The sequence below is a fragment of the Phycisphaerae bacterium genome, assembly GCA_018003015.1.
Taxonomy (GTDB): Bacteria; Planctomycetota; Phycisphaerae; order UBA1845; family PWPN01; genus JAGNEZ01.
This window is the reverse complement of record JAGNEZ010000009.1, coordinates 1-26,655: the sequence shown is the minus strand read 5'-3', so window position 1 is coordinate 26,655 and position 26,655 is coordinate 1. Positions and strand designations below refer to the sequence as shown.

At 63.4% G+C, this 26,655-nt stretch carries 25 protein-coding genes; 18 read left to right on the top strand and 7 right to left on the bottom strand.

The window, feature by feature from the left end; translation table 11 throughout:
• Positions 1-72 precede the first annotated feature (72 nt).
• The 4 genes from KA354_05995 to KA354_05980 all read right to left on the bottom strand — a co-directional run bounded on the left by KA354_05995 (position 73) and on the right by KA354_05980 (position 4,714).
• Entirely contained in the window at positions 73-1,215 is a 1,143-nt protein-coding gene (locus KA354_05995) for a C39 family peptidase (GenBank protein ID MBP7934184.1), read from the bottom strand.
• Positions 1,216-1,265: 50 nt separating this feature from the next.
• Entirely contained in the window at positions 1,266-2,546 is a 1,281-nt protein-coding gene (locus KA354_05990) for a peptidase C1 (GenBank protein MBP7934183.1), read from the bottom strand.
• A 251-nt stretch (positions 2,547-2,797) separates the two neighbouring features.
• Positions 2,798-4,240 carry a sugar porter family MFS transporter gene (locus tag KA354_05985; GenBank protein MBP7934182.1) on the bottom strand — a complete coding sequence of 481 codons (1,443 nt, stop codon included), beginning with the start codon at positions 4,238-4,240 and terminating at the stop codon, positions 2,798-2,800.
• 306 nt (positions 4,241-4,546) lie between these two features.
• Positions 4,547-4,714 carry a hypothetical protein gene (locus KA354_05980; protein ID MBP7934181.1) on the bottom strand — a complete coding sequence of 56 codons (168 nt, stop codon included), beginning with the start codon at positions 4,712-4,714 and terminating at the stop codon, positions 4,547-4,549.
• Between the two features lie 145 nt (positions 4,715-4,859).
• Between KA354_05980 and KA354_05975 the strand changes: the two genes are divergently transcribed.
• From KA354_05975 to KA354_05965, 3 genes are read left to right on the top strand one after another with little or no spacing between them, the layout of a single operon-like run.
• A complete protein-coding gene (locus KA354_05975; GenBank protein MBP7934180.1) occupies positions 4,860-5,903 on the top strand; it encodes a DtxR family transcriptional regulator in 1,044 nt (347 codons plus the stop codon).
• Positions 5,896-6,711, top strand: a complete 816-nt coding sequence (locus tag KA354_05970; GenBank protein ID MBP7934179.1) for a 50S ribosome-binding GTPase — start codon at positions 5,896-5,898, stop codon at positions 6,709-6,711. Before KA354_05975 ends, KA354_05970 begins: the two co-directional genes overlap by 8 nt.
• Positions 6,708-8,180, top strand: coding sequence for a ferrous iron transporter B (locus KA354_05965; GenBank protein MBP7934178.1), 1,473 nt, complete (start codon positions 6,708-6,710; stop codon positions 8,178-8,180). The genes KA354_05970 and KA354_05965 overlap by 4 nt, the downstream gene beginning before the upstream one ends.
• Positions 8,181-8,345: 165 nt before the next feature.
• Here the strand turns inward: KA354_05965 and larA are convergent, their stop codons facing one another.
• Complete coding sequence (gene larA / locus KA354_05960; GenBank protein MBP7934177.1) at positions 8,346-9,641, bottom strand: nickel-dependent lactate racemase; 1,296 nt, start codon at positions 9,639-9,641, stop codon at positions 8,346-8,348.
• Positions 9,642-9,740: 99 nt separating this feature from the next.
• Here larA and KA354_05955 point away from each other — a divergent pair, with 99 nt between their 5' ends.
• Complete coding sequence (locus KA354_05955) at positions 9,741-10,688, top strand: sugar phosphate isomerase/epimerase (protein MBP7934176.1); 948 nt, start codon at positions 9,741-9,743, stop codon at positions 10,686-10,688.
• A gap of 38 nt (positions 10,689-10,726) precedes the next feature.
• Here KA354_05955 and KA354_05950 read toward each other — a convergent pair whose 3' ends face one another.
• The gene (locus KA354_05950; protein ID MBP7934175.1) at positions 10,727-11,656 is read right to left on the bottom strand and encodes a hypothetical protein; all 930 of its coding nucleotides are present in this window, start codon (positions 11,654-11,656) and stop codon (positions 10,727-10,729) included.
• An 83-nt stretch (positions 11,657-11,739) separates the two neighbouring features.
• Positions 11,740-13,632, bottom strand: a complete 1,893-nt coding sequence (locus KA354_05945) for a carboxypeptidase regulatory-like domain-containing protein (GenBank protein ID MBP7934174.1) — start codon at positions 13,630-13,632, stop codon at positions 11,740-11,742.
• 834 nt (positions 13,633-14,466) lie between these two features.
• On the opposite strand from KA354_05945, the gene lexA reads away from it, so the two are divergent.
• The 14 genes from lexA (at position 14,467) to KA354_05875 (ending at position 26,647) form a co-directional block, all read left to right on the top strand.
• Positions 14,467-15,039 (top strand): transcriptional repressor LexA, encoded by a 573-nt coding sequence (gene lexA / locus KA354_05940; protein MBP7934173.1) that lies wholly within the window; start codon positions 14,467-14,469, stop codon positions 15,037-15,039.
• A 386-nt stretch (positions 15,040-15,425) separates the two neighbouring features.
• Positions 15,426-15,959 (top strand): peptide deformylase, encoded by a 534-nt coding sequence (def, locus tag KA354_05935; protein ID MBP7934172.1) that lies wholly within the window; start codon positions 15,426-15,428, stop codon positions 15,957-15,959.
• A gap of 119 nt (positions 15,960-16,078) precedes the next feature.
• Positions 16,079-17,107, top strand: coding sequence for a diadenylate cyclase CdaA (gene cdaA, locus KA354_05930; GenBank protein ID MBP7934171.1), 1,029 nt, complete (start codon positions 16,079-16,081; stop codon positions 17,105-17,107).
• Positions 17,104-18,159: a hypothetical protein gene (locus tag KA354_05925; protein ID MBP7934170.1), complete on the top strand. Its 1,056-nt coding sequence runs from the start codon at positions 17,104-17,106 to the stop codon at positions 18,157-18,159. The genes cdaA and KA354_05925 overlap by 4 nt, the downstream gene beginning before the upstream one ends.
• A gap of 39 nt (positions 18,160-18,198) precedes the next feature.
• Entirely contained in the window at positions 18,199-19,461 is a 1,263-nt protein-coding gene (locus KA354_05920; GenBank protein MBP7934169.1) for a glutamate-5-semialdehyde dehydrogenase, read from the top strand.
• A gap of 22 nt (positions 19,462-19,483) precedes the next feature.
• Positions 19,484-20,461, top strand: coding sequence for a hypothetical protein (locus tag KA354_05915; protein MBP7934168.1), 978 nt, complete (start codon positions 19,484-19,486; stop codon positions 20,459-20,461).
• A 1-nt stretch (position 20,462) separates the two neighbouring features.
• Positions 20,463-20,663 (top strand): hypothetical protein, encoded by a 201-nt coding sequence (locus KA354_05910; GenBank protein MBP7934167.1) that lies wholly within the window; start codon positions 20,463-20,465, stop codon positions 20,661-20,663.
• Between the two features lie 29 nt (positions 20,664-20,692).
• Positions 20,693-20,998: an Asp-tRNA(Asn)/Glu-tRNA(Gln) amidotransferase subunit GatC gene (gatC, locus tag KA354_05905; protein MBP7934166.1), complete on the top strand. Its 306-nt coding sequence runs from the start codon at positions 20,693-20,695 to the stop codon at positions 20,996-20,998.
• Positions 20,999-21,103: 105 nt separating this feature from the next.
• Positions 21,104-22,561 carry an Asp-tRNA(Asn)/Glu-tRNA(Gln) amidotransferase subunit GatA gene (gene gatA / locus KA354_05900; GenBank protein ID MBP7934165.1) on the top strand — a complete coding sequence of 486 codons (1,458 nt, stop codon included), beginning with the start codon at positions 21,104-21,106 and terminating at the stop codon, positions 22,559-22,561.
• Complete coding sequence (locus KA354_05895) at positions 22,561-23,826, top strand: amidohydrolase family protein (GenBank protein ID MBP7934164.1); 1,266 nt, start codon at positions 22,561-22,563, stop codon at positions 23,824-23,826. The genes gatA and KA354_05895 overlap by 1 nt, the downstream gene beginning before the upstream one ends.
• Positions 23,827-23,917: 91 nt before the next feature.
• Positions 23,918-24,406 (top strand): 6,7-dimethyl-8-ribityllumazine synthase, encoded by a 489-nt coding sequence (locus KA354_05890; protein MBP7934163.1) that lies wholly within the window; start codon positions 23,918-23,920, stop codon positions 24,404-24,406.
• 29 nt (positions 24,407-24,435) lie between these two features.
• Positions 24,436-24,897 carry a transcription antitermination factor NusB gene (gene nusB, locus KA354_05885; protein ID MBP7934162.1) on the top strand — a complete coding sequence of 154 codons (462 nt, stop codon included), beginning with the start codon at positions 24,436-24,438 and terminating at the stop codon, positions 24,895-24,897.
• A 15-nt stretch (positions 24,898-24,912) separates the two neighbouring features.
• On the top strand, positions 24,913-25,836 hold the full coding sequence (ftsY, locus tag KA354_05880) for a signal recognition particle-docking protein FtsY (GenBank protein ID MBP7934161.1): 924 nt from the start codon (positions 24,913-24,915) through the stop codon (positions 25,834-25,836).
• A gap of 421 nt (positions 25,837-26,257) precedes the next feature.
• Positions 26,258-26,647, top strand: a complete 390-nt coding sequence (locus KA354_05875; GenBank protein MBP7934160.1) for a prepilin-type N-terminal cleavage/methylation domain-containing protein — start codon at positions 26,258-26,260, stop codon at positions 26,645-26,647.
• The last annotated feature ends 8 nt before the right edge of the window (positions 26,648-26,655 follow it).

Here is a 26,655-nt window from a genome sequence, read left to right as displayed (position 1 = left end):
CGATCCACCGGTCGAGGAGCCATAGGGCAGTCGATATCTTCCTGCCGTCTGTTGGAGCTTCTTCGTTTTTGGTCATTGGGTCCGGGGCAGGAGGACGTATCCGACGCCGCCGCGGTCGAACCAGATCTTCTCGACGTCGTCGGGGTGGTACCTGCACAAGCCGGTTTCGGGGGTTCGCTTGGCCGGGTCGTTGATCAGCACGCTGCCGTCGGGGTCGAATCCGGTGATGACGATGAGGTGGCCGGCCAGCGATTCGTAGTTGGGTGCGTGGCGGAGTTGGCCCTTTTCGGTCCGCGTGCTGGCGATGACCGGGCAGCCCTGGGCGATGCGTTTCTTCACCGCGTTCCAGTCGCCGAAGCGATCCAGATAGCCGGGCACGCCGTACGTCCACGCGCCCTGGATCGCCCGCCACCAGTTGCCGTACATCCGGTTCTCGGCGTCGTAGAGGGTCCTGCAAACCTCGGCCGTCGGCCGCTTGACGCCTCGATACTCGAGAACCATGGAGACGGACGTGGGGCTGCAGACCTCGCCGCGGAGCTCGGGGCTTTCCCAGTTCTGACTGCGGAAGGGGATCGGCAGCCGCCGGGTCCACTTCTCCTTGGGGCCGGGTTCGATCGTCGTGCGGAACCTGCCGGCCAGGTTGGCGTCGTTCAGGGTGTTGCTGTAGGCGAAGGCGAGTCGGCGCAGCATGGGGGCATGGGCGGCGGTGTCGCCCGCGCAGGAGAACCGGCCTTGGATGCGGTCGAACGTGTTGAGGGACTGGAAGTAGTCGACCACGATGTGGCCGTTGTCGTCATTGAAGAGCTTCTTCGCGGGTGGTGTGAAATCGCCCCAGCCGCCCAGGTAGTAGAACGGTGTCCAGAAGTCGCCGGTCGCGCGGCCGACGCGGATCTCGACATAGAACCCGGAGCGGGCGGGAACATCGATGTTCCACGACGCCAGGAGATCGTTGAAAGGGAAGTCGGTCGTGATGACCGGGGACGTGTATTGGCCGCTCAGCCTGTTCTTCTCGCCGGCGTTGTGCAGGGCGATTGTCAGTCCGTTGGGGAACTCGTTCATGATGAGCCGGTGGACGTCGTTGGGCGTGCGGAACAGACGGTTGGCGGACGTCGTGCCGGCCGGTCGGCTGGTCGGTTTGGTTTGAGCAGAAGCCGGCGCGATCATGCACAGACTGGCGATAAAGGCGACAAGAGGGAACTGCGATTTGCGATTCATGATATCCCGTTTCTCGTTCTTGCAGAGCCATATCTCGATGGCGACGCGGTTTATTTGCCTCGCGCCGGTGCCGATGCGGGCGAGCCCAGCGGCCGGCCCAGGGCCTTCTCGGCCGTGTGGCGCGGCAACAGGATGAAGAGCGTTTTCAGTCGCAGGTAGTCCTCGCGGTAGAACATGTAGCCTTTGTGCGGACCATTGAGCGGGCCGGTGTCGGAGTCCTTGATGAGGTACCATGGCTGCCGGTGTTGTCGGCAGGATCCCACGAGGTGGACGGCATGATCGTCCGTTGTGCTCCCGTTGTTGAAGCGGATCTGGCGGGCGGCGTCGTCGATGCTGAAGTCGGGGATGTCAAACGTCGGGATGAAAGCCACGTTCTGGCGGTAGAGGAAGCCCGGCTCGGTGTTGTCGATCCCGAGGCACATCGTCTGGCGGTCGCGGGTCGCGCGGTCTACGATCGTCATGAAGTCCTCGAGACAGACGTTGAAGTACTGGCGGGAATGCCACCAGTTGTCGGGTACCTTATACTCGCACCACGCATTGAAGGGTTCGTTCATCAGGGAGAGGACACTGACGTAGTCGTCGAGGTTCAGCTTGACCACGTTGTGCAGGAAGTCCTGCGGTGTCATCGTTTGCCCGTTCCAGTCCAGGGAGAGGGGTGGTGGCCCGAGGTGCCGGTCAAGGATGGCTCTGACGGCGGTCACGGCTGATTTCTCGTCCCAGGTGTTCTTCTCCCTGAGAGAGTCCAGGTACTCGCGGATTTGGGCACAGAGCCGCCGATCGTCGTGGAACTTGCGACCGGGCAACAGGCCGGTGTACGCGTTTTCGGGTACCACGCCGTATTGTTTCCAGATGCGGATCACGGCATTAGGTTCTGACCCGCGCCCGAACTCGGAGTTGCCGTGCTGGCGGACGAACCGTCGGGCTTTCTCGAGGTACTCCCAGTAGACGGTGTGCAGCTCGGAGAGCTTGATGTCGCGTTCACTGAGGCGGTGAATCTCGGATTCGAAGAACGAAGTGGTCGCGAACGACCAGCAGTGGCCGGTGCGCCCCTGATTGACGGGCTTGAAATGCCACGACTGGCGGAACTCGGCGGGCGAAGCTGGTGGATCGAGGTTGGCGGGCAGCGCCTTGAGGGTCGGTTTCGGTGTGCCCTGACTCGGCTGTGGCGGAGAGGTTTCGGCATCGAGCCGCATCGCGACGAGATCGGTGTCATCGATGTAGGCTGCCGGATCTCGGCTGAACGTTTCGTGTTGGCATCCGGTCATGATCGCGGCGGAGAGGACGCCGCAGAGGCAGCAACAGGTTGCGGGCTTTGGTCGGATCCTGCTCATGGGTACTGGTCCATCCCCGGCGGGTCTCCCAGGTCAGTCGGCGTACCATCGCCGGCTTGCTCCAATGGGAGATTGTACAGTCTGGCATGGCCGGTGTCCCGCCTGGCTGGCGGGAGGGTACGGTTTCTCGTTCGAGATGCGGGGGATCCGATCTCGCCAAAGGCGGCGCCCGACAGCACAATGATCCTAAAGGAGGATCTATGGAAGCGGTCACCGATTATCCGCTTGCCCGTCTCCGGGTCTTATCACGGTTACCAAGGGGACTCGCTCCGGCCGCGTCCATCCACCAACTCGCTCTCGATCTGTTCAAGGGTCTTGCCCTTGGTTTCGGGCAATCGGAGGAAGGTGAAGAGAAAGCCTGCGGTGCAGATGGTCGCGTAAAGCCAGAACGTCCCGGCCATACCGAGCCATTGGTGGAGAATTGGGAAGGTGTAGGTGAGGACGAAGCAGGCGGCCCAGAGAGCGAATACCGAGACGGACATGGCCGCTCCGCGGATGCGGTTGGGGTAGATCTCCGAGAGAATCACCCAGGTCATTGGAGCGAGGGAGCATGCGTAGCAGGCGATCGCGGCCAGGACCAGCAGCAAGGTGGGGAGTCCCTGGACGCCGGAGTGGTAGCAGTACCCCATGGCCAGGTAGATGAACGCCAGGCTAATCGCGCCGATCAGCATGAGTGGGCGGCGTCCGAGGCGGTCGACCACGCCGAGGGCAACGAAGGTGAAGACCAGGTTGACCGACCCGGTCCAAGCGATGTTCATGAGTACGGAAGAGATGTCGTAGCCAGCGGCCCGGAAGATATTCTCGGCGTAGTTGAAGATCACGTTGATGCCGCACCACTGCTGGAAGACTGCCAGCACCACGCCGAGCACGAGCACGCCGGTCATGCGCGGATTGAGCAGGGCGCGGAAATCGACCTTCTCAGTTTCATTGACGAGTGTGGATTCGATGTCGGCCATGGCCGTGCCAGCGTAGGCGGGGCCGCCGATCCGCTCGAGTATGATTCGCGACCTGTCCGGCTTGCCGTTCTTGGCCAGCCAGCGTGGGCTCTCGGGGACGAGGAACATGCCCGCGAAGAAGAGCAGGGCGGGGATGGCGGTCAGGGCGAACATCCATCGCCAGCCTTGTTGCCCATACCACGATCCGATGATGAACTCGTCGGTTGCGTTCGAGGGCAGTTGGCGGACTAGGAACCAGTTGATGAACTGGGCGAGGAGGATTCCGATGACGATAGTCAGCTGGTTGATGGCGACGAGGCGGCCGCGAACCTGGGCGGGGGCGACCTCGGCGATGTACATGGGTGACAGGTTGGAGGCCAAGCCGATGGCCACGCCGCCGAGGATGCGCCAGGTGACGAACGCGGTGAAGCTGCCGGCCAGGCCGTTGCCCACGGAGGTGACGGCGAAGAGTATCGCGGCGAAGATCAGTGGTCGCTTGCGTCCGAATTTGTCGCTGAGCGCGCCGGACATGATGGCGCCGACCAGGCAACCGATCAGGGCGCAGCTATTGGCGAAGCCCGAGGCTGAGGCGTTGCCGGCCAGTCCGAAGTACCGTTCGAAGAAGGGTTTCGCGCCGCCGATGACCACCCAGTCGTATCCGAAGAGCAGGCCGCCGAGGGCTGCGATCACCGAGATCGTCCAGACGTAGCCCTTGTTATAGCGAGGTTGAGCGGGAACGTATCGATGGGTTTCCGGCATGGGGGTCTCCCTCTTCGGGTGGCGGCTGACATCGTGTTCGGGGGGGCAGTATAGCGAGCCGCCCGCAGTGATGCCACAGAGGCCGGTGCGGGAGGCGGAGGGCAGGCACTCATGGTGGACAGGGACACCCAGATCCTTTTTTCTGCAGGAGGATGGGCGGGGTGGACGCCGGGGGGCCATCGTTCACGGGCATGGTCGTGGCCGACAACGAGTGATGAGTCGTCGTCGTTGGTCGGCGGTCGGTCGGACAGTGACGGAGAGGAGCTTCGCCGACCGCCGATGGTCGCGCGGTGGAGGTTGGGCCTTTTAGCCGGGTGTTGTCCGATGGTCGTCGTCGGTCTGGGTCACGAAGTAGGCCCATCGATTGCCGTTCATGGCCACCCCGCGGCTGGCCCGAGTCGGGTTGCGCCAAGGGCTGCCGACCGAGGAATCGCTGATACGGAGGATGCTGAAGTAGTCGTTGTCGTCGAACACGGTGGGAGCGTATGCTTGCCGGGGAGTTGACGCTCCAGGTCGGTCATCTTGCGATGGTCTTACCTCACCCTCTCTGCGGGAAGCCGTTTGACAACCCTATTCTCGGGCCTACACTCACCATGGGTTGTCCTGATCTGAGGCAGTCATGGTCGACTGGACTGGTCGGGTTCTGGTTCTCGTTGTCCTGTTCGTCTCGTGTGGGGCGCTGGCGGGCTTTCTGCTGCGCGACCGGTGGCGGGCTTGGCGTCAGTTGCGTGAGCGGTCGAGGTTCGAGGACGCGTTGAAGCACATGCTGGATTGCGAGCAGGGGGGAGGTTATGCGACGGTGGACTCGCTGGGCGGGGTCCTGGGGCTATCTCTGCCTGGCCGGCAGCGGTTGATAGGCCAGATGGAGGCGGCCGGTCTGGTGCGATCGGTTGCGGAGGTCTTGCGGTTGACCACGGAGGGCAAGCGGGTCGGATTGCAGGTCATGCGGGCTCATCGGCTCTGGGAGCGTTACTTGGCTGACGAGGCGGCCATGCCGTTGGATGCCATCCACCACGCGGCCCACCGGGCCGAGCACCGACTGACGCCAGAGGAACTGGATGTTCTCGACGCTCACATGGGATATCCGCAGGCTGATCCGCACGGTGACCCCATTCCCCGGGCGAGTGGTGAAGTTGAGCCTGTGCGTGGCATGCCGCTCAGCGAGTGGGCCGGCGACGAGCCGGTGCGGATTCTGCACATCGAGGATGAGCCGGAGGTGGTTTTCAGTCAGATCATTGCCGAGGGGTTGAGGCCGGGTCAGGTCGTGCGGGTGGTGAGTCGAGACTCCACTCGGGTTGTGGTCATGGACGTGCAGGGGGAGTATCGGCTTGCGCCGCTGGCGGCCGCCCGTATTGAGGTTGGCCCGGTTGTGCCGGTTGGGGACCGGCTGGATACAACGGGTTTGACTCGACTGGCGGACGTGCCTGACGGCCAGGAAGTCGAGGTTGTGGGGATCGACGATCGGTATCGTGGTTTCGGGCGGCGGCGGCTTCTGGATCTTGGTCTGACCAGCGGAGCGATTGTTCAGCCGGAGCTGCGTGGTCTGTTCCGCGATCCACGGGCGTTCCGGGTTCGTGGCAGTCTGGTTTCACTTCGCCGCGAGCAGGCGGACAAGGTTTGGGTCCGAGATTACGCCGGTGATGATGGGACGGAGCATGAGTAGTCAGCAGGAACCCCAGGCTCGATCCGCGTTCGCCATAGCCCGGCTTGGCCTGGATGTGAGCTGCTATGACAAGGTCGTCGCTCTGGCGGGGAATCCGAACACCGGCAAATCCACGGTTTTCAACACCCTGACGGGTCTGAGGCAGCATACCGGCAACTGGCCAGGCAAGACGGTGAGTCGGGCGGAGGGCGGGTTTGTCCACCGCGACGTGCGCTACAAGCTGGTGGACTTGCCGGGCACCTACTCGCTGCTGTCGGCTTCGCAGGACGAGGAGGTGGCCCGCGACTTTCTGCTGTTCGGCCGGCCGGACTGCACGATCGTCGTGGCTGACGCCACGGTGCTGGAGCGGAACCTCAACCTTGTGTTTCAGGTGATGGAGATCACGGACAAGGTCGTGGTCTGCGTCAACCTGATGGACGAGGCGGCGCGGAAGGGCTTGAGCGTGGATGGCGGGCGGCTGGCCTTGGACCTGGGCGTACCGGTCGTGCTCGCCACCGCCAGGACCGGGGGCGGCTTGCCGGAATTGCTGGAGGCCGTTTCGGGAGTGGTGGCCGGCGAGATCGTACCGACGCCGCGCTGCCCGCCGCCGCCGGAGGGGCTGCGGGAGGCGGTGGAGGAGTTGCTGCCCCTGATCAAGAGTGTGGTTCCCGGCGTGCCCAATCCGCGGTGGGTAGCCTATCGGCTGCTTGAAGGAGATCATTCTGTGCGCCAGGCGCTGCTCGACAATCAGCTTCAGAGAGTGGTTTCCGAGCAGGCCAGGCCGGTGGAGCGCAAGAGCCGCAAGGTTGCCCTGGAGGGTGGCCAATGAGCGAGCAAGGTACCCCAGTCACTCCGCAGGGACTCATCGCTCGGGCGGACCAGTTGCAGCGCCAGCTTGGCGAGCGATTCCGCGACCAACTGGTTGAGAGCCTGTACAAAGATGCTCGTCGCATTGCCCGGCGAGCGGTACGCAAGGTTGAAGGCGGATCAGTCAAGCTGGATCGAACGATTGACCGGATTGTGACCTCGCGGGTGTTCGGCCTGCCGATCATGCTCGGTCTGCTGGCGGTCGTGTTCTGGCTGACGGTTGTCGGGGCGAATGTGCCGTCCAAGTTCATCGCTGGCCTGTTGATCGATGAGAATGGTCTCTGCGAGTGGCTGAAAGACTACCTTGGCGTTCAGCACCCGCCTGCGTTTCTGACGATGAGCGTCGGTACGCTCCTGCATCGCGGGTTCGATCTGGTTGATGCTCCGTGGTGGCTAACGGGCGTACTGGTGGACGGTGTGTACCTGTGCATGGCTTGGGTGGTGAGCGTGATGCTTCCGCCGATGGCCATTTTCTTCCCGATGTGGACGATTCTGGAGGACTTCGGTTATTTGCCGCGGGTGGCGTTCAACCTGGATTGGCTGTTCAAGAAGGCCGGGGCACACGGCAAACAATCGCTGACCATGGCCATGGGTTTTGGGTGCAATGCGGCGGGCGTGACCGCTTGCCGGATCATCGACTCGCCTCGCGAGCGGCTGATTGCCGTTCTGACCAACAACTTCATGATCTGCAACGGGCGGTTTCCCACGATCATCATGTTGGCGACGGTGTTCGTGGGGGCATCGTTCCGTCCGGAACTCGTGTCGGTTGCGGCGGCCGGGGCAGTCCTTGCCATCGTTCTGCTGGGGGTGGCGTTCACGCTGGCGACGTCGTGGGTGCTGTCGCGGACGGCCCTGCGAGGTGAAGCCTCGGCGTTTGCCCTGGAGCTGCCCCCGTACCGACGGCCGGGCTTCCTACAGATCCTGTACACTTCGCTGATTGACCGGACGTTTTTTGTGCTGATGCGGGCGGTGTGGGTGTCCGCCCCGGCGGGGGCGGTGATCTGGACTCTGGGCAACATCGAGATCGGCGGTACGAGTCTGGCCATCCACTGCGCCCGGGCCTTGGAGCCGTTGGGTTTCATGATGGGGCTGGACGGCGTGATTCTCCTGGCCTACGTGATTGCCATTCCGGCCAATGAGATCGTCGTACCGACCATGATCATGGTCTATCTCAGCAGCGGGAAGATGACCGAGATGGCGAATGATGTTGTCCTGCGCAGTCTGCTGGTTGACCAGCACGGCTGGTCGCTGCTGACCGCCGTGTGCCTGATGTTGTTTGCCCTGCTGCACAACCCCTGCGGCACGACGATCTGGACGATCTACAAGGAGACCAAGAGCCGCAAGTGGACGCTGGTGGCCGCGATCATGCCGGTGATCATGGGGATCACCGTTTGCACGGTCGTGGCGACGGTAGGGCGGATGATCGGGTGAGGGCGGCGTGCCGCGTCGGATTCGCGAGGCGGAAGACGCAGGATGTCAGTATGGGCGCAGAGCATCGTGTTCGGGGGGTGGTCATGAGACCGCGGCGGAGACAGGATCTGGATGGCCGTTGTCGGGCGGGGTCACCATCTCTCTGGATCGAACCGGATCGCACCTTCAGGCCGAGACGTACGGAATGGTCAGTGGCCCTTCCGGTAGTACGCAGATGGTCAGGGGGTGGCCGCCGTTCTTGGCCTGGAGTGCGGCCAGCGTATCCTCGATCTTGTGACACGGTTTCAACAGGCACTGGGTGATCTGCTCGTCGGTCAGGCCGTCGGCCCGGACGTAGATGTCGGCCTTCTGCAGGATGCGGGTCTGGGTTTGCACTTGCCACTGGTCCATGCAGCCGGGGAAGTCGGGGGCCTCGATGTGGGCGAGGGCATCGGCCGCACTCTTGGATTCGCGGAGCATGCGTCCGAACTGGCCGTGCTCGGGGATGCCGTCCCAGCACTGCGAGGCGATGATGATGCTCCCGCCTTGGCGGACGACCTGAGCGGCGGCAGACATCCCCTTGACTGACTGATACAGATTGAGGTCGAGCGGGTAGCCCGAGTTGCTGGTGATGACCACGTCGAACGGCGCGGGCACGGGGGCCATGGCGCACTTCTTGACGAACGCGGTACCGGCCTGGTGGGCGGCCAGGAGCTTGCCCGCGAAGACCCCGGTGATCTGCTTATCCCGGTTCATGGTGACGTTGAGCAGGAAGGTCGGCTTGGTCATGGTGGCGGCTTCGAGCATCTCTTCCCAGATGGGGTTGCCTTCGGTGATGCCCCAGGTGGCTTTCGGATGGCCGACCATTTTGGCTCCGTGGTTGTCGAGCACGCTCTCGGCGCCGGCGATGCTGGGCAGGACGCCCTTGGGTCCGCCGCTGAAGCCGGCAAAGAAGTGGGGCTCGATGAAGCCGGTGAGGATACGGACATCGGCCTCCATGTACTGGCGGTTGACTCGGATATAGTGGCCGAAGCGTGTGCGGCCGACCTTGACCAGGTTTGCGTCGTCGTTGCCGTTGTGCTGGAGGCAGCGGTAGTTGGCGACGATTTCCGGGCCGAGCATGGTCTTGAGTTCGTTGGGTGTCTGTTCCCGATGGGTGCCCAGGGCGTTGAGCAGGAAGATGTCTGACCGTCGGATGCCGGCTGCCTCGAGTTCGGCGAGCAGGGGGGGCAGAATGCGTTCGTTGGGGGTTGCCCGCGTGATATCGGTGTGGACAATGGCGACCCGCTGGCCGGGCTTGACCCGTTCGCGGAGTGGGGGGCTTTCGATCGGGCCGCGTAGGGCTTCGATGAGGGCGGCCCGTTCGTTGGGCAGGCCGGGGACATATTGGGGTTCGATGACGACGGCGCTGGCCGGGACGGTGACCTTCAGGCCGGTTTTGCCGTAGGCCAGACGAACGTTCCTGGTGTCATTTCTGGGCATGGTCGCTCCTTCGGTCTTGGGCGTATCCTGTTGAGCGGTTATTCTACCCTGGCGGCTTTGGGAAAGGGAGACACGGCTGGCGATTGGGGAGTGCAGATCATGGGGATTGAGCTGACGCGGCGGCAGGTTCTGGCGGGTGGCGCGGTGGGTGGGGCTCTGGCGGCTGTACCCGGTGTAGCGGTTGTGGAGAGTGATGGGGACCGGTCCGCCGGTGGTCCGCCGCGCGAGTACCGCATCAGCCTGAACACAAGCACCTTGCGGGGACACAAGGTGCCGATTGCCCAGGTCGTCGACATCGCGGCCCGGGCCGGGTACGGCGGGATTGAGCCCTGGGTTGATGAACTGGATCGGCACGTGGAGGGGGGTGGTTCGCTCAGTGATCTGGCCAAGCGGTTGCAGGATCGGGGGCTGGCCGTCACCGGAGCGATCGCTTTCTTCGAGTGGATGGTTGACGACGAGGGCAAGCGGTCGAGGGCGTTTGAGGAGGCCAAGCGACGGATGGGTCAGCTTGCCCGGATTGGTGGGCTGTACCTGGCCGCCCCGCCGCTTGGCGATGTGAAGAACGTGGACCCGTTGAGAGCGGCCGAGCGATACCGTGAGCTACTGGAGCTGGGCGAACGGGAGGGGGTTCTGCCCGCTCTGGAGATCTGGGGGGCGGCGGGTTTTCTCCACCGGTTGGGGCAGGCGATACTCGTGGCTCTGGAGGCCCACCATCCCAAGGCGACCGTGCTGGCCGATGTGTACCACCTCTACAAAGGCGGATCGGCGCTGTCGAGTATCCGGCTGGTGAATCCGGCGATCTTGGGCGGGTTTCATCTCAACGATTATCCGGCCGATCCGCCTCGTGAGAAGATAGGTGACAAGGATCGGGTCTACCCGGGCGACGGCATTGCGCCGCTCAAGCAGTTGTTCCGTGACCTGCGGGCGATCGGGTATCCCGGACCGCTGTCGATTGAGCTATTCAATCCCGAGTATTACCGGCAGGATCCGGCGGTCGTGGCCAGGACGGCGTTGGAGAAGACCCGGGCGGTCATGCTGGCGGCGTGAAGGAGGCCTGCGTTCGGTGCGGGCCGGCTGAGGGAGGCTCAGCCATCGCGGGTGGCTTGGGGCTTGCCTCGGTCAGCGTTCTGACCGCCCTGGAGGCTTGCCGGTTTTTCCATCGGAGGCTGCGTTCGCCGCGGGCGATCCATGAGGATGGTGATTCGTTCGAGATCCACCGGCTTGAGCATTCGCTGCAGGGTCTGCTTCACCTCGTGCATAAAGGTTCGCCGGGTAATGTGGCTGATGACCACGTGCGGGTTGCGGAGCCGCTCCATGATGGCGGGCAGATCCTGGACGTGGGTGTGCTGGCCCTTGCGAGCGCGATCGAGGTGATCCGGTTCGAAGAAGGTGCATTCCAGGATGATTACTTCGGCGTTACGGACGTGGTCGTGATCGAGGAATGGTCCGGCCTGGGTGTCGCCGCAGAAGGCGACCTTGGGTACTTCGAGCCGGTACTCGATTTCCTTGCCGGCCCTTTTGAGATCGACGATTTGCGGTCCGGACAGCTCCGCGTACTCGGGCTTGAGTTTCTTGCGGACCTCGATGAGAGAGAAGCCCAGGGTTGGGCCGGGATGCCGGACGCGGAAGGGCCGCACCACCAGTCCACGGCGCACCTCGTAGTCTTCGTCCTCGTCCACGCCGACCACGTTGTGGGGTGAAAGGTGGCCTTCGATTCGCGCCCAGACTCGCATCAGGTCCTGGATCGGCCCGACGAGCTTGTTTTGGACGAGCACGGTGCCGGCAGGCATGTCCTGGAAGTTGCGCTGGGAGAAGTAGTAGGCCAGACCGGCGGCGTGATCCATGTGTCCGTGGCTGAGGCACACGTGGTCCATGGCGACCACTTCGCGGGGGGCCCGGCCGACGTCGAAGGCCACGTTCAGCTCGGGCGCGGCGATGACGTTCTCTTCGCCGGCCAGACTGAAGCCCTGAAGCCGGACGGTGCCAACCTGCTTCTCCACCATGAGCGATGCCATAGCGGCACTATCGCCGAAAACGCGCCGGTTGCCAAGCGTCTCCTTGGACGAGGAGCGGGCTGCGGATCGCCGGCCGCGGGGTGCTATTCTCTCTTCTTCGGCAAGTGTTTCTTGACCTCGTCGACCGTGTCGGGTCCGCGGATGTTCTGAGCGAGGATCTTGCCATCCGGACCGATCAGGCAGGTGTAGGGGATGCCCACGCCGTTGAGCGCCTCGAAGACTTCCGTGCCGCCGGATTTGGGGCCGAAGACCTGTGGCCAGTCCATGCCGTGTTTCTTGATGGCCGCCTTGAAGGCATCGCGGTCACGGTCCAGGCTGATGCCGAGGAGCAGGAAATCGGTCCGGTCTCTGGTGGCCTCGCGCAGCGCCTTCAGGTTGGGGATCTCGGCGACACACGGGCCGCACCAACTGGCCCAGCAATCGAGGAAGACGTACTTGCCTCGGAGATCGGCGAGTTTGTACTGCATGCCGTCGGTATCGGTGACGGCCAGATCGGGCATGGCATCGCCGGTCTGGATTTTGGCCTCAGCGCCGGAGTTGTCCGCGGCCACCGCTTCCTCCTTGAGGACGATGCGGTAGTCGCTCTTGCCTGCAGCAAGGGTTTGTGTGACGGGCGGGCCGAAGCCCGGTTTGACGAAGCTGAACTCGATTTCGCCGTCTGGTGCGTTGTCAAAACCGAACCGGCCGTCGTCGCCGGTCAGCAGACGCAGACCGAGGGTCTCATAGCCTTTCCACGAGTCGGCCGAGACGAAGACCGCGCCCACGGGCCTGCCCTTGTTGTCGACGATCGTTCCGCCGAGTGGTTTTCCCGGCAACAGCTTGGCGTCTAAGGTGGTCACCTGATCGGGCGGCAGGCGACATTCGCGGATGGAGGTGGCGTAGTCGAGATGCTGGAAGGAGACGATGCTGAAGCCGGGCTCCAGGCGGGCGAGTTCGTACTTGCCCTCGTCGTCCGTCCACGTGGTCGGCATATCCGGGCGAAGCTGCTTGCCCACGAACACGCGGGTGCCACTCACAGGCTCACCAGCGGCATTGACCACCTTGCCGGTCATTCTCGCGGCGATTCGCACGGTAAGCCGTCGTGTGACCAAGAGCGGCTCTTCAGGCTGCGTGGTCGGGTCGGGCATGGTGATGGACTTGACGAACTCGCGGTTGCGGACGTAGCGGTCGCCGTTGAGGCGGAACTGGATAGCGGTTGCCTCGAGATGAACGCCTTTGAGCCTGGCACGGCCGTTAGCGTCGGTGGTTGCCTCGATGTAGTCGCTGCTGGGCTCGATGAGGGCTTCGATGGCCACGGCGGCGGCCGGCTTGCCGAGGTTGTCTTCCACGTTGACTTCGACTGCACGTTCCGGGCGAAGCTGGATGTCGGTTTTGGCGTGGTTGGTCATGATACCGACGATGCGCCGCTCGATGCCGAAGCCTTCGGCGGTGAAAGTCAAGGTCGCGTTGCCCCGAGTCACGTTGGTGAAGGAGAACTCCCCGTCGGTATCGGTCTGGGCATTGAGCGAACGCAAGCCGGTCTCACAGCGGACCGCGACTCCGGCGAGAGGCTTGCCGGTGGCCGCGGCGCTGACTCGACCAGTGAGGACGGCCGTTCCGGTCAACGTTGCGTCGATGAAGGGTGGGTTTTCGGGGTCGGAGACGTCGTATTCGTCGACGAAGTCGTTGAAGCCGTCCATGTGGACGCGAACGCGAACGGAGCCCTGCAGGGGGCGAGGCAGTTGGGCGGAGATGTCGCCTGTCGAGTTGCTCACGACCTCGACCAAGGGGGGATCATCGGCCGCCGCATCCAGCGACTCGATGCGGACGGTTGCCCTGGCGATTCCGCCCCCGCTCTCGTTGAGGACCATGCCCTGGATGACAGGGCCGGTGGCCGGTTGACTGGCGGGTCCGGTGGTCGGCTGGGCATGGCCGTAGTGCATCGTACAAGCTAAAAGAACTACAAGGGTCTCAGATAGGGTTGTGACGCGGCACATGGGGTGTGGTCCTCGCTGGCCAGTGGCGTCTTCCTGGTGAGCGCCACGGCTGCTTTATTGTGGCCTATTCCGGTCGAGATGGAAACCACCTGGACGGGTTTCAGCGGTGGATGGAATGGCGCCGAAGTTCCGATAATGTCGCGAGACGGAGGCGGCCATTCGGGTGGTCAAGAGCTTTCTGGCGGTCGGCCGATATACGCTACGCCTTGTGGCCGTTAGGACGATGGCCCACCAGATATGGCATGAGCCTCCATCCCTGGAAAGCCGGTGTGGCTCTTTGTGCGGAAAAGTGGTTTTCGGGCTTGACGTTCGGTCTATGTTAGGGTATACTCATGATCGAAGCAACACGTGGTTGGCGGGGCCGAGGACGTGGCAGCAAGGGTGAGGATGCGTCGCTGCTGTGGCGGTGGCGTCTGAGCGAGAACCGCAAGGAGGCGGGCACGATGGGCACGCAGATGGTTGGCGACGGGTTGCCGCTTTGCGTTTTGGGTCCAGGCGGGGTCTTTAGGCAGGTGATTGCCTCGGACGGACTGGGGGTGGTCAGCGATGCGACCGGGCGGCGTGAACTGGTTGGGGCGGTGGAATTAGGGCGGTTTGATGGGGCCATTTCGCGGGTGGAGCGGGCAGCCAGATTTCTGGCGAGGTATCTCGGCATGGGCCGAGTCGATGGGGGGCGGAGCTCGCCGGGAGGTGAGGTTTGGCCGCTGGTGGTGGTGGGTCCTGACGGACTGAGCGGACTCCTGGACCGGCCGGTCTGGCCACGGATGGAGACAAGCCATGTCAAGTCGATCAAGCGTGGGTTCTTCCCGGTTGACACCGAAGCAGCTCCGCATCTTGACGCTGATCCGCGATTTTCAGCGCAAGAATGGCTATTCCCCGACGATGCAAGAATTGGCCGATGTCCTCGACGTCAGCAAGGTTACCGTGTTCGAGCACGTGGGCGCTCTCGAAAAGAAGGGGCTCTTGCGTCATTCGCGACACAGGGCACGCTCTTTGGAGCTTACGTCGCGGGTGGAGTTCCCGGATGAGCCGAGTTCGCGGCTTCGGATGGTCGGGCACATCGCAGCGGGCTTGCCGATCGAAGCGATCGAGAACGAAGAGACGGTTGACCTGGGAGAGGTGTTTCACGCGCCGCGAGGGGCGTTTGTGCTGAAGGTTCGCGGCGATAGCATGATTGACGAGCAGATTCGTGATGGTGACCTGGTTGTGGTCGAGCGCCGCGAGTCGGCCCGTGACGGAGAAACGGTGGTAGCGCTTCTGCCGGATGGGGAGGCAACGCTCAAGAAGTTCTATCGAGAGAAGAATCGCGTTCGGTTGCAGCCTGCAAACTCGGCCTACGAGCCGATTTATGTCCGGAATATCCAGATTCAAGGTGTGGTGATTGGCGTCATACGCACCTATCGGTGACAGCCGAATCGGCTCGAAGCGGTGGCGAGGCTGGTCCGGCGGGTGGGTTTCACATCGTAGGTCGGCCTAGAATTCGAGATTTCATTAGTTCGCTATGAGTGATTTTCAGGGCAGGGGATCTCCGTTTGTCACCAAGGGGCTTGGGTGTGGCCGGTGCGGGGTGGCTGACGCGTGGGGGCCGTGCGGGGCGGCGGGGTCGTTGGGTGCCGTGCTTCACGGGGCCGTGTGGTTGGAGCTTGCGGGCGGGTAGCTGTTGGCCGGCGGAGAGGCTGCTACAATGATCTGAGCATTCAAGGTGGAGTCGTTGTGGGTGGGGTTGGCGACGGGTGTCGCGTCGATGCGGAGCATGGGTTTGGCGTGTGGGGCGTAGGTTCGGCGGAGGATCCATGGTAACGAGTTCTCTCCCAACGAGGATCATCGAGTACCCTGACCCTCGTCTGCGGCGTAAGGCCGCTCGGGTGGAGGTCTTCGATGGGAAGCTTGAGGCCCTGGTCAAGCGGATGCTGGAGCTGATGCACGAGGAGCGGGGCGTGGGACTGGCGGCTCCTCAGGTGGGCGTATCTCGTCGATTGTTCGTCTACAACCCGACTGGGGAGCCGCAGGATGATGCCGTTTTGGTGAATCCGGAGCTGGCGGACCTCACCGAGCTGATCGAGGCGGAGGAGGGCTGTCTGTCCGTCCCGGACGTCAGGGTGAGCATCCGGCGGGCACGGCGGTGCAAGCTTCGGGGTCAGGATCTCTCCGGACGTTGCGTGGAACTAGCGGGCGAGGGTCTTGTCGCCCGCATCTGGCAGCATGAGATTGATCATCTCGACGGCAAGCTCATTGTGGATCGCATGGATGGGGCCGACAAGATCGCCAACAAGAAGGCCATCGGGGATTTGGAGAGCCGGTATCGCCGGGCCTCTGCCAAGCGGTGATTTGCTGGTCTCTTGATTGCTTTTTTACCGATCTTCGGTTTGCGGCCCAGTTGGGTGTGTCGTATACTCAAATGGGACAACGGAAGCCGTGTGCCTGCATCCCTTGACGCGCGTGAATCATGGACTTTCGCGACTATCTCAACAGCTTGATGCGCCCGGACTTGTATGGGTTGCCCACCATCGGCTTCGAGATGCTGTTGATCGGGATCGTGGTCTACTCGGTACTACGGTTTCTGCACGGAACGCGTGGGGCTCGACTTCTGCAGGGCATGCTCATCCTGCTGGTTCTCGGCTTTTTGGTGGTGACATTCCTGGCCGAGAAGTTCAATCTTGACAGGATCATGGTGCTCTATCGGCCATTGGTCTGGACGGTGTTCCTTGCAGCCCTGGTTGTATTTCAGCCGGAGCTTCGTCGGGGTCTGATGCGTCTGGGAGAGACTCGCTGGCGGCGGGACCGGCTGAGTGAGATCGAGCGGGTAGTGCGGCCGGTGACGGCGGCGTGTGTTCAGTTCTCCAAGAACAAGATCGGGGCGCTGATCGCCATTGAGCGGGACGTGGGGCTCGCCAACATCGTCGAGCAGGGGGTTCGGCTGGACGCCCGGCTGTCGCCGGAGCTGCTGAATGCCATTTTCTGGCCGGGAACGGCCTTGCATGATCTCGGGGTGATCATTCAGCGTGATCGGATTGCCGCCGCGGCCTGCCCGTTTCCGTTGGGCGACGCGGAGGGCGTGGACCGGTCGATGGGCAGTCGGCACCGGGCGGCCATTGGACTGAGCCAGGACTCAGACGCGGTGGTGGTTGTGGTCAGTGAGGAGACCGGTTCGATCTCGATCGCGGAGAACGGCCGACTCTACGCTCACATCGCCCCGGAGATGCTCGGCGGGGTGCTGAGTCGCCACCTGGCCCGGACGCGAGCCAGACCTGAGGGGGCAGAAGAGGGGGGGCTGGAGCCGGTCGTCAGTGCTCCGGTTGGCGAAGGGCCGGTCGCGGTCGCCGGTGTTCGGGAAGAGAGTCGTGGAGAGTCCGGTGGTGACGGTCGAGGTTCGGGTGACGGGGGCAAGCTTGGTGAAACGCCGATCGCACCCGGTGCCGCGCCGGCCGTGGATGTCGCGACTGGAAAGCGCCCCCCGGAGGCGGCTCCGGCATGAAGACGCAGATTCAATTGATCGTTGCGACGGCGTTCCTGACTGTTCTGGTATGGGTCTATGCCGATCTGGCCAGCCAGGAGACGCGTGATATCGAGCTCACTCTTCGGTTGAATGTGCCGACGGGTTCGGACCTCGTGGTGCGGATGGAGGGGTCCTTGCCCGAGACACCGGACAAGGTTCAGGTTGCCGCCAAGTTGGGTGGCGCGAAGGCAGCCATCGGCAAGCTCGAAATCGAGGAAGGGCGGGGTGGCTTGACGCTGAAGCTGCCCTTGCCGGCCACGGGCACTCGGAGCGACGAGATCAAGGTACGCGACGAAGTGCAGAAGTGGGTCTCCGGTCGCGGCTTGCACGTCCTCGGTCTCAGCCGAGAGTTCATTCGGTACACGGTGGATCGGTTCGTCGAAGTCGAGATCACGCTTGAGGCTGATCCCGGTGTTTTTGCCAACGAGTTGAAGGGCCCGCCGCGCGTGGAACCGGCCAAAGTGAAGGCTCGGCTGCTGGCCAGCCAACGCGATGAGCGCGCTTCGGCCGAGCGTCGGCTGGTGCTCCCGATCGAGGAGCAGCTTCGCAACCGTTCGAGTGACAGTTTCGAGGAGCAGTTGGCTCGGCAGAAGTGGCAGGGACTCGATGTGACCTTCGTTCCGGACCAAGTGACGATTTCGGTCACCCGCCGACAGGGTTTTGAGACTTACCGGCTGACTGCGATTCCGTTGTGCGAGCTGTGGCCGTCGTATCGGCCGGAGGGCGAGTACCGGGTGGAGTGGGCCGACGAGGATGACCAGGTCCAGCACATCGAAGTGATTGTGCCTGCCGGCAAGCCGCGTGTATTGACGAACAAGGATGTGATTGCGTTTGTGAGTATCGAACGGGAGGATCTGGCCCCCGAGCCGAAGACAATCACGGAGACCGCACCGGCGGTTTCGCGGGAGGGGATTCCGCGCGAGGTGCATTTCGTGTTCCCGCCGGGTTTCGAGGACGTTCGGGTCGTTCCACCTCTGCCCAAGGTGCGCTTCAGAGTGGTCAAGGTCGCCACGCCTCCCCAGTCCAAGTGACTCATGGCGTCGCGGGTGCGAAAGGCTATAATGCCGGTCATGGGAGTATCCCTGGAATCCTACGCGAGTTCCCTGGCTGCGTCGGCGCGCCGGGCGGGGCGGGTTCTGGCCCTGACCAGCGGCCGGCAGCGGAGGGAATCGCTCGTGCGGATGGCCGAGTCGCTTCGCCGGAACACCGACCGGCTGGTGGCGGAAAACGCCAGAGATTTGGACAAGGCCCGGGAGAGCGGACTGAGCCCGGCCATAGTCGACCGTCTTCGGCTCGATCCGGATCGGGTCGCCAAGATGGCCGCGGCGGTGGACGAGGTTGCCGGGCAACCGGATCCGGTGGGACAGGTAATCGGGGGGTGGGTACGGCCGAACGGGCTTCGGATCGAGAAGCTCCGCGTGCCCATTGGAGTTGTGGCGATCATCTATGAGGCTCGGCCGAACGTCACCTCCGACGCCGCCTCGCTGTGCCTGAGGAGCGGCAACGCCTGCATCCTACGGGGAGGCAAGGAGTCGTTCCATTCGAACATGGCCATTGGAGCGGCTATTGCCGAGGCCCTGACGGAGGCGGGGATTGTCCCCGAGGCGGTTCAAGTGGTGAGCACGACCGACCGCCAGTTGGTGCCCCTGCTGCTTCGACAAGAGGCGAGCATCGATGTGGTGATTCCGCGCGGAGGCGAATCGTTGATCCGGGCGGTCGTCGAGCAGTCGAGGATTCCGGTGATCAAGCACTACACGGGGAACTGCCACGTTTACGTCGAACCGTCGTGTCCGCAGGAGATGGCCGAGGCAGTCATTCTCAACGCCAAGACGCAGCGTCCGGGGGTGTGCAATGCGGCCGAGTCTATCCTGTTCCACAGAGATGTGGGCGACAACCGGATCCGTGCGATCTGTGAGAAGCTGATCAAGGCGGGCGTCGAGATACGAGGTTGCGGGCGGGTCTGCGAGTTATCTCCGGTGGTCAAGCAGGCCACAGACCTGGATTGGGCGGCCGAGTACCTGGACCTGATCGTCTCGGTGAAGGTGGTCGATTCGCTGGCCGAGGCGGTTGAGCACATCAACCGATATGGCTCGCATCACACAGACGCAATCCTGACCGGCGATATTCGATCGGCGGATGCGTTCGTGGCGGGCGTGGATTCCGGCAATGTCATGGTGAACTGTTCGACCCGATTCAGCGATGGTGGCGAGTACGGGTTGGGTGCCGAGATCGGAATCAGCACGGACAAGCTTCATGCCCGAGGGCCGATGGGCGCCGCTGATCTGACCACGTACAAATGGGTTGTCCGGGGCGACGGTCACGTGCGCGGGTGAAGGAAAGCGAGATCTGGGGAGCATGGATAAGACAGTGAACACTGCTGTGGTTTCTACGGGGCCGTTGAAGTTCCTGGAGAAGGTGCGCATCGTCGCCGCCGCGGGGGTGGCGGTGGTGCTGATGACCACGATTGGATGGATGGCGGCGTCGCCGGTGGACCCGGACATGGCCGTGAGTTATACGACCGGTGGACGGGCGATATGGACCGTTTGGCCGGCCATGCTGGCTTTGACGGTTGTGGCGAGCCTGTTGGGCACGGTGATTGCGGGGCCGCGGTTGCCCGAATCCGGTTTGTTGGCGGCCTCGGTCGGGCTGGTGGCTTTGGCGATTCGTGGCGGGTCGATGCAGGCCGTTCTAGGGTACCATGCCGGGACGGAGGAGGCGACGCGGAAGGCCCTGATGGTGAATATGGAGATCGACGCGCTGTTGTGGGCGGTGATTCTGGTCGGTTCGTGGAAAGCTGTCTCGATGGTTTGGTGCTGGCTGTGGGTGGAGCAGCAGGCTGAGGTGGCGGGAAGTTCCGGCGTGCCACTTGCGAAGGACCCGAAGAGGGCGCCGGGGGCAGCGAACGGTGGCAGGTCGCGTGCCGCATGGGCCGGTTGGGCGGTGACGGCCGTGCTGGGCCTGTTCATCATCTGGGTCACAATCGCTCGAACGCCCGTGGCGACGGTGGCTCGCGGGCAGGTTATCGCGTCGGTGGCCGGCGGTTTGTTCCTAGCCGCCATGGCGGCCCGCTATTTCACCGGGGTGGACGATGTTCGGGGTTATCTGCTGGCTCCGTTGATCGTGGCCCTGGTGGGCTATCTGCTGGGTTATCTGCAGGCGGACATGAGCTGGACTCGCGAGGGGAGCGGGGCGTACGCGCTGCTGGCGACAACGCCGCCGCATGCCTTGGCCCGCCCGCTGCCGCTGGAGTACGTGGCGGGCGGCTTGGTCGGCTCGATCGTGGGTTACTGGAGCGGCGGAAAGGTCGAACTCGTGGCCGAGCAGGAGCTGTGACATGATCGGCGTGCCTCGGCCCGAGCTGGAGGACTGGGTCGTCATTCGCCGCCGAATGCTTCGGGAGACGGAGGCATTCATCGAGGACGCCCTTGGTCACCCCGAGAAGTGGGTTGTCATTCCCACGATCCGGGTGGGCGAAGGCGAGTTCATACCTGGTCGCGCGGCCCTGTTCTGGTCGCAGGTGTTGGCGAGTTCGTAGGTGGATCGACGGTCTTGATGGGGAGCGTGATGGCGGCCAAGATCAGTGAAGCCGAAGTGCGGCACATCAGCTATCTGAGTCGGCTCAACCCCAGCGATGCGCAGGTTGCGCAGGCCAGTGAGCAGCTCTCAGCTATTCTCGAGTACATGGAGCAGCTCAACGAGGTGGACACATCGCAGGTGCCGCCGACCGCCCACACCCTGCCGGTGCACAACGTGTTTCGGGAGGATGTGCCCGTGCCGGGCCTCAACCCGGACCAGGCCCTGGCGAACGCTCCGCAGCGGGACGGAGCTTTCTTCGCTTTGCCCAAGGTGCTGGAGCAAGACAGCGCGTAGAGATTGAGGGGCAGACGCAGGGACCCCCTTGCTCCCGTCGGGTGGCGGCGCATGGTGAGGGGGGCTGAAACGGACAGCAACGATTGGCGAGCGAAGCTCATGAGCATGTCAACGCTGGTCGAGACGCGAGACGCGATTCGTTCGAGGCAAGTCAGCTCTCGAGAGTGGGTGGGGAGATCCCTGGCCAGGATTGAGAGGCTAGAGTCCCGACTGCACGCCCTGGTCAGCTACGATGGTGATCGAGCGATGGCCGCCGGGCAGACGATTGATGACCGCATTGCGCGGGGGGAGGCGGTGGGAGAGCTGGCTGGTGTGCCGATCATTGTGAAGGACAACCTGTGCACGTCGTGGGGGCGGACGACGTGTGCTTCGAGAATACTGGAGAACTTCGAATCACCGTACAGCGCTCATGTTGTCGAGCGACTGAAGGCGGCTGACGCGGTGATCGTTGGCAAGGCGAACCTCGACGAGTTCGCGATGGGATCGAGCACGGAGAACAGTGCGTTCGGAGCGACCCGGAACCCGTGGAACACGGACTGTGTTCCGGGGGGCAGTTCGGGCGGCTCGGCGGTGGCGGTTGCCTCGGGCATGGCCGCCGGAAGCCTGGGTTCGGACACGGGTGGTTCGATACGGCTTCCGGCCTCGTTTTGTGGCATCACCGGCCTGAAGCCCACGTATGGGCGGGTCTCCCGCTACGGTCTTGTCGCCTACGGGAGCAGTCTGGACCAGATTGGGCCATTGGCTCGAACTGCTCGCGATGTGGCTTGCCTGCTCAAGGAGATCGCGGGCTGGGACTGGCGGGATTCGACCAGCGTTCATGAGGAGGTGCCGGACTATCCGTCGGCCCTGGACAAGCCCCTGGCCGGCCTGAGCGTCGGGTATGCGGAGGAGTACTTCGGCGAGGGGTTGGATGCGGAAGTCCGCAGGCTGGTGGAGGCTGCGATCGAGGTGTACCGTGCGGCGGGTGCGCAGGTACGACCCGTTCACCTCCCCCATCTCAAGTATGCCATCGCCTGTTACTACATCGTGGCGACGGCCGAGGCATCGAGCAACCTGGCTCGTTACGACGGCGTTCACTACGGCCTGAGGGCGGCCGCTCCCAAGGACTATGTCGACGTCTACTGTTCGAGCCGCGAGGAGGGGTTCGGGGCGGAGGTCAAGCGGCGGATCATGCTGGGCACGTATGTGTTGTCCAGCGGGTACTACGACGCCTATTACCTGAAAGCCCTCAAGGTCCGCACGCTGATCAAGCAGGATTTCGATCGGGCATTCGAGGACGTTGACGTGATTGCCTGTCCGACGTCCCCGGTTCCGCCGATTCGGCTGGGCGAGAAGGTGAACGATCCGCTGGCCATGTATCTGATGGATGTGTATACCGTGTCGGCCAACCTGGCGGGCCTGCCGGCTCTGAGCATGCCGTGCGGGCTGACCGGCTCGGGTCTTCCCGTCGGTCTACAACTCATGGGCAAGCCTTTCGCGGAGGATCGTCTGTTGCGGGCGGCCCACGAGTACCAGGTCCACACCGACTGGCATACTCGCACTCCGGCGGTGAGCGAACCCTGATGTCGGCAACTGCGCTGAAAGCTCGTTGGGTCATCCCGGCCACCCTTCCGCCGATCGAGAACGGGATGGTGGTTTTTGATGGACATCGGATCATCGAAGTGGGTCACGCTCGCGGTTCCGGGCCGACGGTCGTGGACCTGGGTGACGTGGCCATCGTTCCTGGTTTCGTCAACGCTCACACCCATCTGGAACTGACCTTCTGTCACCACCGGGTGCCGTTCCGGGGGACGTTCGTGGACTGGGTCGAGGATGTGGTCGCGCTGCATTCGGCGGATCTGCCGGACGAAACGCTCCGGAACGCGATCCGGGAGGGGTTTCGGCGGTCCCTGGTGGCCGGGGTGACCACGCTGGGGGATATCGGGTACGGTCCGCCCTCGGCCGAGGAGTGGCTGCGGAGCCGGGTGAACGTGGTGGGGTTTCTTGAGATCCTGGGTATGGGCCCGCGACGGTTCGAGGCTCATCGGCAGGGTTTTGGCGTCCAGGCGGCTCTGTGCGAAGAGGTGGACGAACTCATCAGGCAGGATCCCCGGGGGCAGGCGCTCCGGGCGATCAAGCGGGTGGGGCTGTCACCGCACGCGCCCTACAGCGTGGACACGCTCCTTTTCAAGTATGTCGCGGAGTACCTGGCCTTGCGGCGTTTTCCGGTGTGCACGCACCTGGCGGAGACGCTGGAAGAAGTCCGATTCCTCACCGACGGCACCGGTCCGCTACGCGACCTGCTGGAACGGTGGAATCGATGGGACGGCTCGTTCGAGCCGCCCGGCTGCTCACCTGTGGAATACGCCCGCCGGGTGGGACTGCTCCAGCATCGCCCGGTGCTTGCTCACGTGAATCACGTAGGCACCCGCGATCTCGAGACGTTGGCCGCCTCGACCTGTCACGTGGCGTTCTGCCCACGTACCCATCATTTTTTCGGTCACGCGCCGCATCGTTACCGCGAGATGATCGACCGGGGCATCAATGTGTGCATCGGCACGGATTCGCTGGCCAGCAACGACTCGCTATCGGTTCTGGAGGAGTTGCGGTTCCTTCGGGCCCAGGATCCGCAGCTTTCCGCCAACCAGTTGCTGAAAATGGGGACGATTGCCGGCGCCTACGCGCTCCGGCTGGATGCCGACGTTGGCTCGATCGAGGTTGGCAAACAGGCCGACCTAGTGGTCATTCCTCTGAGGCATCGGGATGCAGCCGACCCGGTCGAGGACATCCTGAGTCATGACCGTTCCCCTTCGGCGGTGTATTTGCGGGGCAGTCGGGTGGCCGGTTGACTGGTAGCCGGTCTCGGCTTTCGGTAGGATGATAGTCAGGGAGCCGGGAGGCGTCAGCCCGGCCGTCAGGGCTTCCTGGAGTGGTTGAACCATGCCGGAAACGCCGCGGATCATTCAGGGCGAGTTGCTGGCCAAGGGTCAGCGCTTTGCGATCGTGGTCAGCCGATTCAACGAGTTCATCTCCTCGCGACTGCTGGGCGGGGCGACCGATGCCCTCGAACGCCATGGTTGTGCCGGCGGGGACATCACCGTGATCTGGGTGCCAGGGGCGTGGGAGGTGCCCATGACCGCCAGGAAGGCGGCGGCCAGCGGCCGGTTCGACGCAGTCATCTGCCTGGGTTGCGTGATTCGCGGCGAGACCCCGCATTTCGACTACGTCGCCAGCGAGGCGGCCAAGGGCATTGCCCAGGTCGGACTGGAGTCGGGCATGCCCGTGGTCTTCGGTGTCTTGACGGCGGATACGCTCGAGCAGGCGATCAACCGAGCGGGCGCGAAGGCTGGCAACAAAGGCGCTGACGCGGCCATGACGGCCATCGAGATGGTCAACGTGTATGCCAAGCTGTTACCCAAGAAGAAGTGAGTTCTGGCCCAACCCCCAAGAACGGATCCATGAAACACCAGCGCTATCAGGCCCGGACAATCGCCCTGCAGGGCCTCTACCAGTTGGATATCCAGCGTCTGCCTGACGACCAGCCGGTGGCCGAGCTGTTGGCGCCGCTCCTGGTCGAGGCGGCCCTCGACGGCGGTGCGGCCGAATACGCCCGCCAGCTGACCCGTGGGGCCTGGGCAACCCACGCCCGGTATGACCAGATGATTACCGAGGCGGGCAGTCACTGGGACGTGTCCCGGATGGCGGTCGTGGACCGGAACATCCTGCGGGTGGCCCTGTACGAGTTGATTGAACAGCCGGACGTTCCCGCCCGGGTGATCATCGATCAGGCGGTCGAGTTGGGCCGAGAGTTCGGGGCGGCTGAGACCCCGCAGTTCATTAACGGCGTGCTGGACGCAATCTGGAAACGTAACCCCGCCTGTCAGATGGCTCGCGAGGCCCGCCCCGCCGGCCGCGATTGACTTCCGAGGAGCACGATGGGACTTTTTGACCGCCTCAAGAAAGGCCTTGCCAAGACCCGCGACAAGATCACGCGGAGCTTCCGGTCGGTTCTGCCCTTCGGACGGAAGATCGACGATGCGCTGATCGACCAGCTTGAGGAGACCATGCTGGCCGACGACATGGGGCCAACGGCCACGGCCCGTTTCATCGACGAGGTTCGCAAGGCCTACAAGTCCGGCGAGATCAGCCAGACGGAGGAGATCATTCCCTTTCTGCAGAACCGAATTGTGACATTCTGGCCGGAAGCGGATCGCCAGCTGCATTGGGCAAACTCGGGGCCGACCGTGATCCTGGTGGCCGGCGTCAACGGCTCAGGAAAAACCACCAGCGTGGCCAAGTTGTGCAGCTACCTGGCCAAGCAGGGCAAGAAGGTCGTTCTTGGGGCCTGCGACACGTATCGGGCGGCGGCCGTGGCCCAGCTCACCGAATGGTCCAAGCGGCTCGGGGTCCAGATTGTCAAGCATGACCAGGGGTCCGACCCAGGCGCCGTCGCGTACGACGCCTGCGAGGCCGCGATCGCGCGGGGCTTCGACGTGCTCATCCTCGACACTGCCGGCCGACTGCACACCCAGGACCATCTCATGCGAGAGCTGAACAAGATTCAGCGCGTGGTCCAGAAGAAGATGCCCGAGGCCCCGCATGAAGTTCTGCTGGTCCTGGATTCCACCATTGGTCAGAACGCCATCAACCAGGCCAAAGTGTTCGGTGAACACGTCAAGGTCACCGGCCTATTCCTGGCCAAACTCGATGGTTCGGCCAAGGGCGGCATCGTTATCGGCATCCACGATCAACTCAATATTCCCGTCAAGTTCGTCGGTCTGGGCGAGACCCCGGACGACATCGAGCCCTTCGACCCGGCCAGCTTCGTTGAGGCCCTGTTTTCCGAGAAGGCGGACTAGGGATGCTGGGCGGAATGTAGGCGTGGGCTTGGCCTGCGGCCGTCCGGTTGTCAGGTCGGGTGTTTGCCCGACGGGATGGTCGACGCCTGGGGCTGGGGTAGTCTTCGCGTTAAGTCATTTGCCGCCCGCTGCTTGTCGCTGTCGGAAAGCCGACATTGGTGAGCTGTCTCTGGGGGGCTTGGGAGGTGAAGCTTCCGCTTTTGAGCATCGAGGTACGCGGATTTCGGTCATCGAGATGAAATCTGGCGACTGTACTGTGCCTACTTATGGTTATATAATGAGTTGCGGGTGAGAGACGGATGGGCCAGACGTCGCGGAGTGGCCTCGGTAGTGGCCCTGAGGAGTGCCGAGGGAGAGTGATGGCTTGTCAGCGGCTAAGCTGCGGCGGGGCGGCGTGGCTTGGGGCAAACGCAAGGACTCTATGATGAACGCTAGAAGCAACTCAAGGGGATTCACACTGATCGAGATTCTGGTCGTTGTGGCGATCATCGCCTTGCTGATCTCGATTCTTTTGCCGTCGCTCAGCAAGGCCCGCGAGCAGACTCGGATGCAGGTCTGCAAGTCCAACATGAGGCAAGTTATGACCGGCATGCTCTTGTACGTCCACGAGTACAAGGTGCTTCCCGGTACGCAGAGCGTGTTCTACCTTGGCGGTTACTGGCCGATGGTGAACGCTCCTGACAAGAAGGGCCCTAATACTACAACGCTAAGAAAGCTCAAGAAACCTCATGCGACCAGCCGATGGGTAGTTCGAGTGGAACTCGAACACAGGAGGCCCTGGGCATGGACGCCGACACGATTCTCCGGATAAGGCCGGCA

Coding starts and splice junctions, on each gene's coding strand:
- KA354_05995 (MBP7934184.1), bottom strand. CDS start 1,215: ATGAATCGCAAATCGCAGTTCCCTCTTGTCGCCTTTATCGCCAGTCTG.
- KA354_05990 (MBP7934183.1), bottom strand. CDS start 2,546: ATGAGCAGGATCCGACCAAAGCCCGCAACCTGTTGCTGCCTCTGCGGC.
- KA354_05985 (MBP7934182.1), bottom strand. CDS start 4,240: ATGCCGGAAACCCATCGATACGTTCCCGCTCAACCTCGCTATAACAAG.
- KA354_05975 (MBP7934180.1), top strand. CDS start 4,860: ATGGTCGACTGGACTGGTCGGGTTCTGGTTCTCGTTGTCCTGTTCGTC.
- KA354_05970 (MBP7934179.1), top strand. CDS start 5,896: ATGAGTAGTCAGCAGGAACCCCAGGCTCGATCCGCGTTCGCCATAGCC.
- KA354_05965 (MBP7934178.1), top strand. CDS start 6,708: ATGAGCGAGCAAGGTACCCCAGTCACTCCGCAGGGACTCATCGCTCGG.
- larA (MBP7934177.1), bottom strand. CDS start 9,641: ATGCCCAGAAATGACACCAGGAACGTTCGTCTGGCCTACGGCAAAACC.
- KA354_05955 (MBP7934176.1), top strand. CDS start 9,741: ATGGGGATTGAGCTGACGCGGCGGCAGGTTCTGGCGGGTGGCGCGGTG.
- KA354_05950 (MBP7934175.1), bottom strand. CDS start 11,656: ATGGCATCGCTCATGGTGGAGAAGCAGGTTGGCACCGTCCGGCTTCAG.
- KA354_05945 (MBP7934174.1), bottom strand. CDS start 13,632: ATGTGCCGCGTCACAACCCTATCTGAGACCCTTGTAGTTCTTTTAGCT.
- def (MBP7934172.1), top strand. CDS start 15,426: ATGGTAACGAGTTCTCTCCCAACGAGGATCATCGAGTACCCTGACCCT.
- cdaA (MBP7934171.1), top strand. CDS start 16,079: ATGGACTTTCGCGACTATCTCAACAGCTTGATGCGCCCGGACTTGTAT.
- KA354_05925 (MBP7934170.1), top strand. CDS start 17,104: ATGAAGACGCAGATTCAATTGATCGTTGCGACGGCGTTCCTGACTGTT.
- KA354_05920 (MBP7934169.1), top strand. CDS start 18,199: ATGGGAGTATCCCTGGAATCCTACGCGAGTTCCCTGGCTGCGTCGGCG.
- KA354_05915 (MBP7934168.1), top strand. CDS start 19,484: ATGGATAAGACAGTGAACACTGCTGTGGTTTCTACGGGGCCGTTGAAG.
- KA354_05910 (MBP7934167.1), top strand. CDS start 20,463: ATGATCGGCGTGCCTCGGCCCGAGCTGGAGGACTGGGTCGTCATTCGC.
- gatC (MBP7934166.1), top strand. CDS start 20,693: ATGGCGGCCAAGATCAGTGAAGCCGAAGTGCGGCACATCAGCTATCTG.
- gatA (MBP7934165.1), top strand. CDS start 21,104: ATGTCAACGCTGGTCGAGACGCGAGACGCGATTCGTTCGAGGCAAGTC.
- KA354_05895 (MBP7934164.1), top strand. CDS start 22,561: ATGTCGGCAACTGCGCTGAAAGCTCGTTGGGTCATCCCGGCCACCCTT.
- KA354_05890 (MBP7934163.1), top strand. CDS start 23,918: ATGCCGGAAACGCCGCGGATCATTCAGGGCGAGTTGCTGGCCAAGGGT.
- nusB (MBP7934162.1), top strand. CDS start 24,436: ATGAAACACCAGCGCTATCAGGCCCGGACAATCGCCCTGCAGGGCCTC.
- ftsY (MBP7934161.1), top strand. CDS start 24,913: ATGGGACTTTTTGACCGCCTCAAGAAAGGCCTTGCCAAGACCCGCGAC.
- KA354_05875 (MBP7934160.1), top strand. CDS start 26,258: ATGATGAACGCTAGAAGCAACTCAAGGGGATTCACACTGATCGAGATT.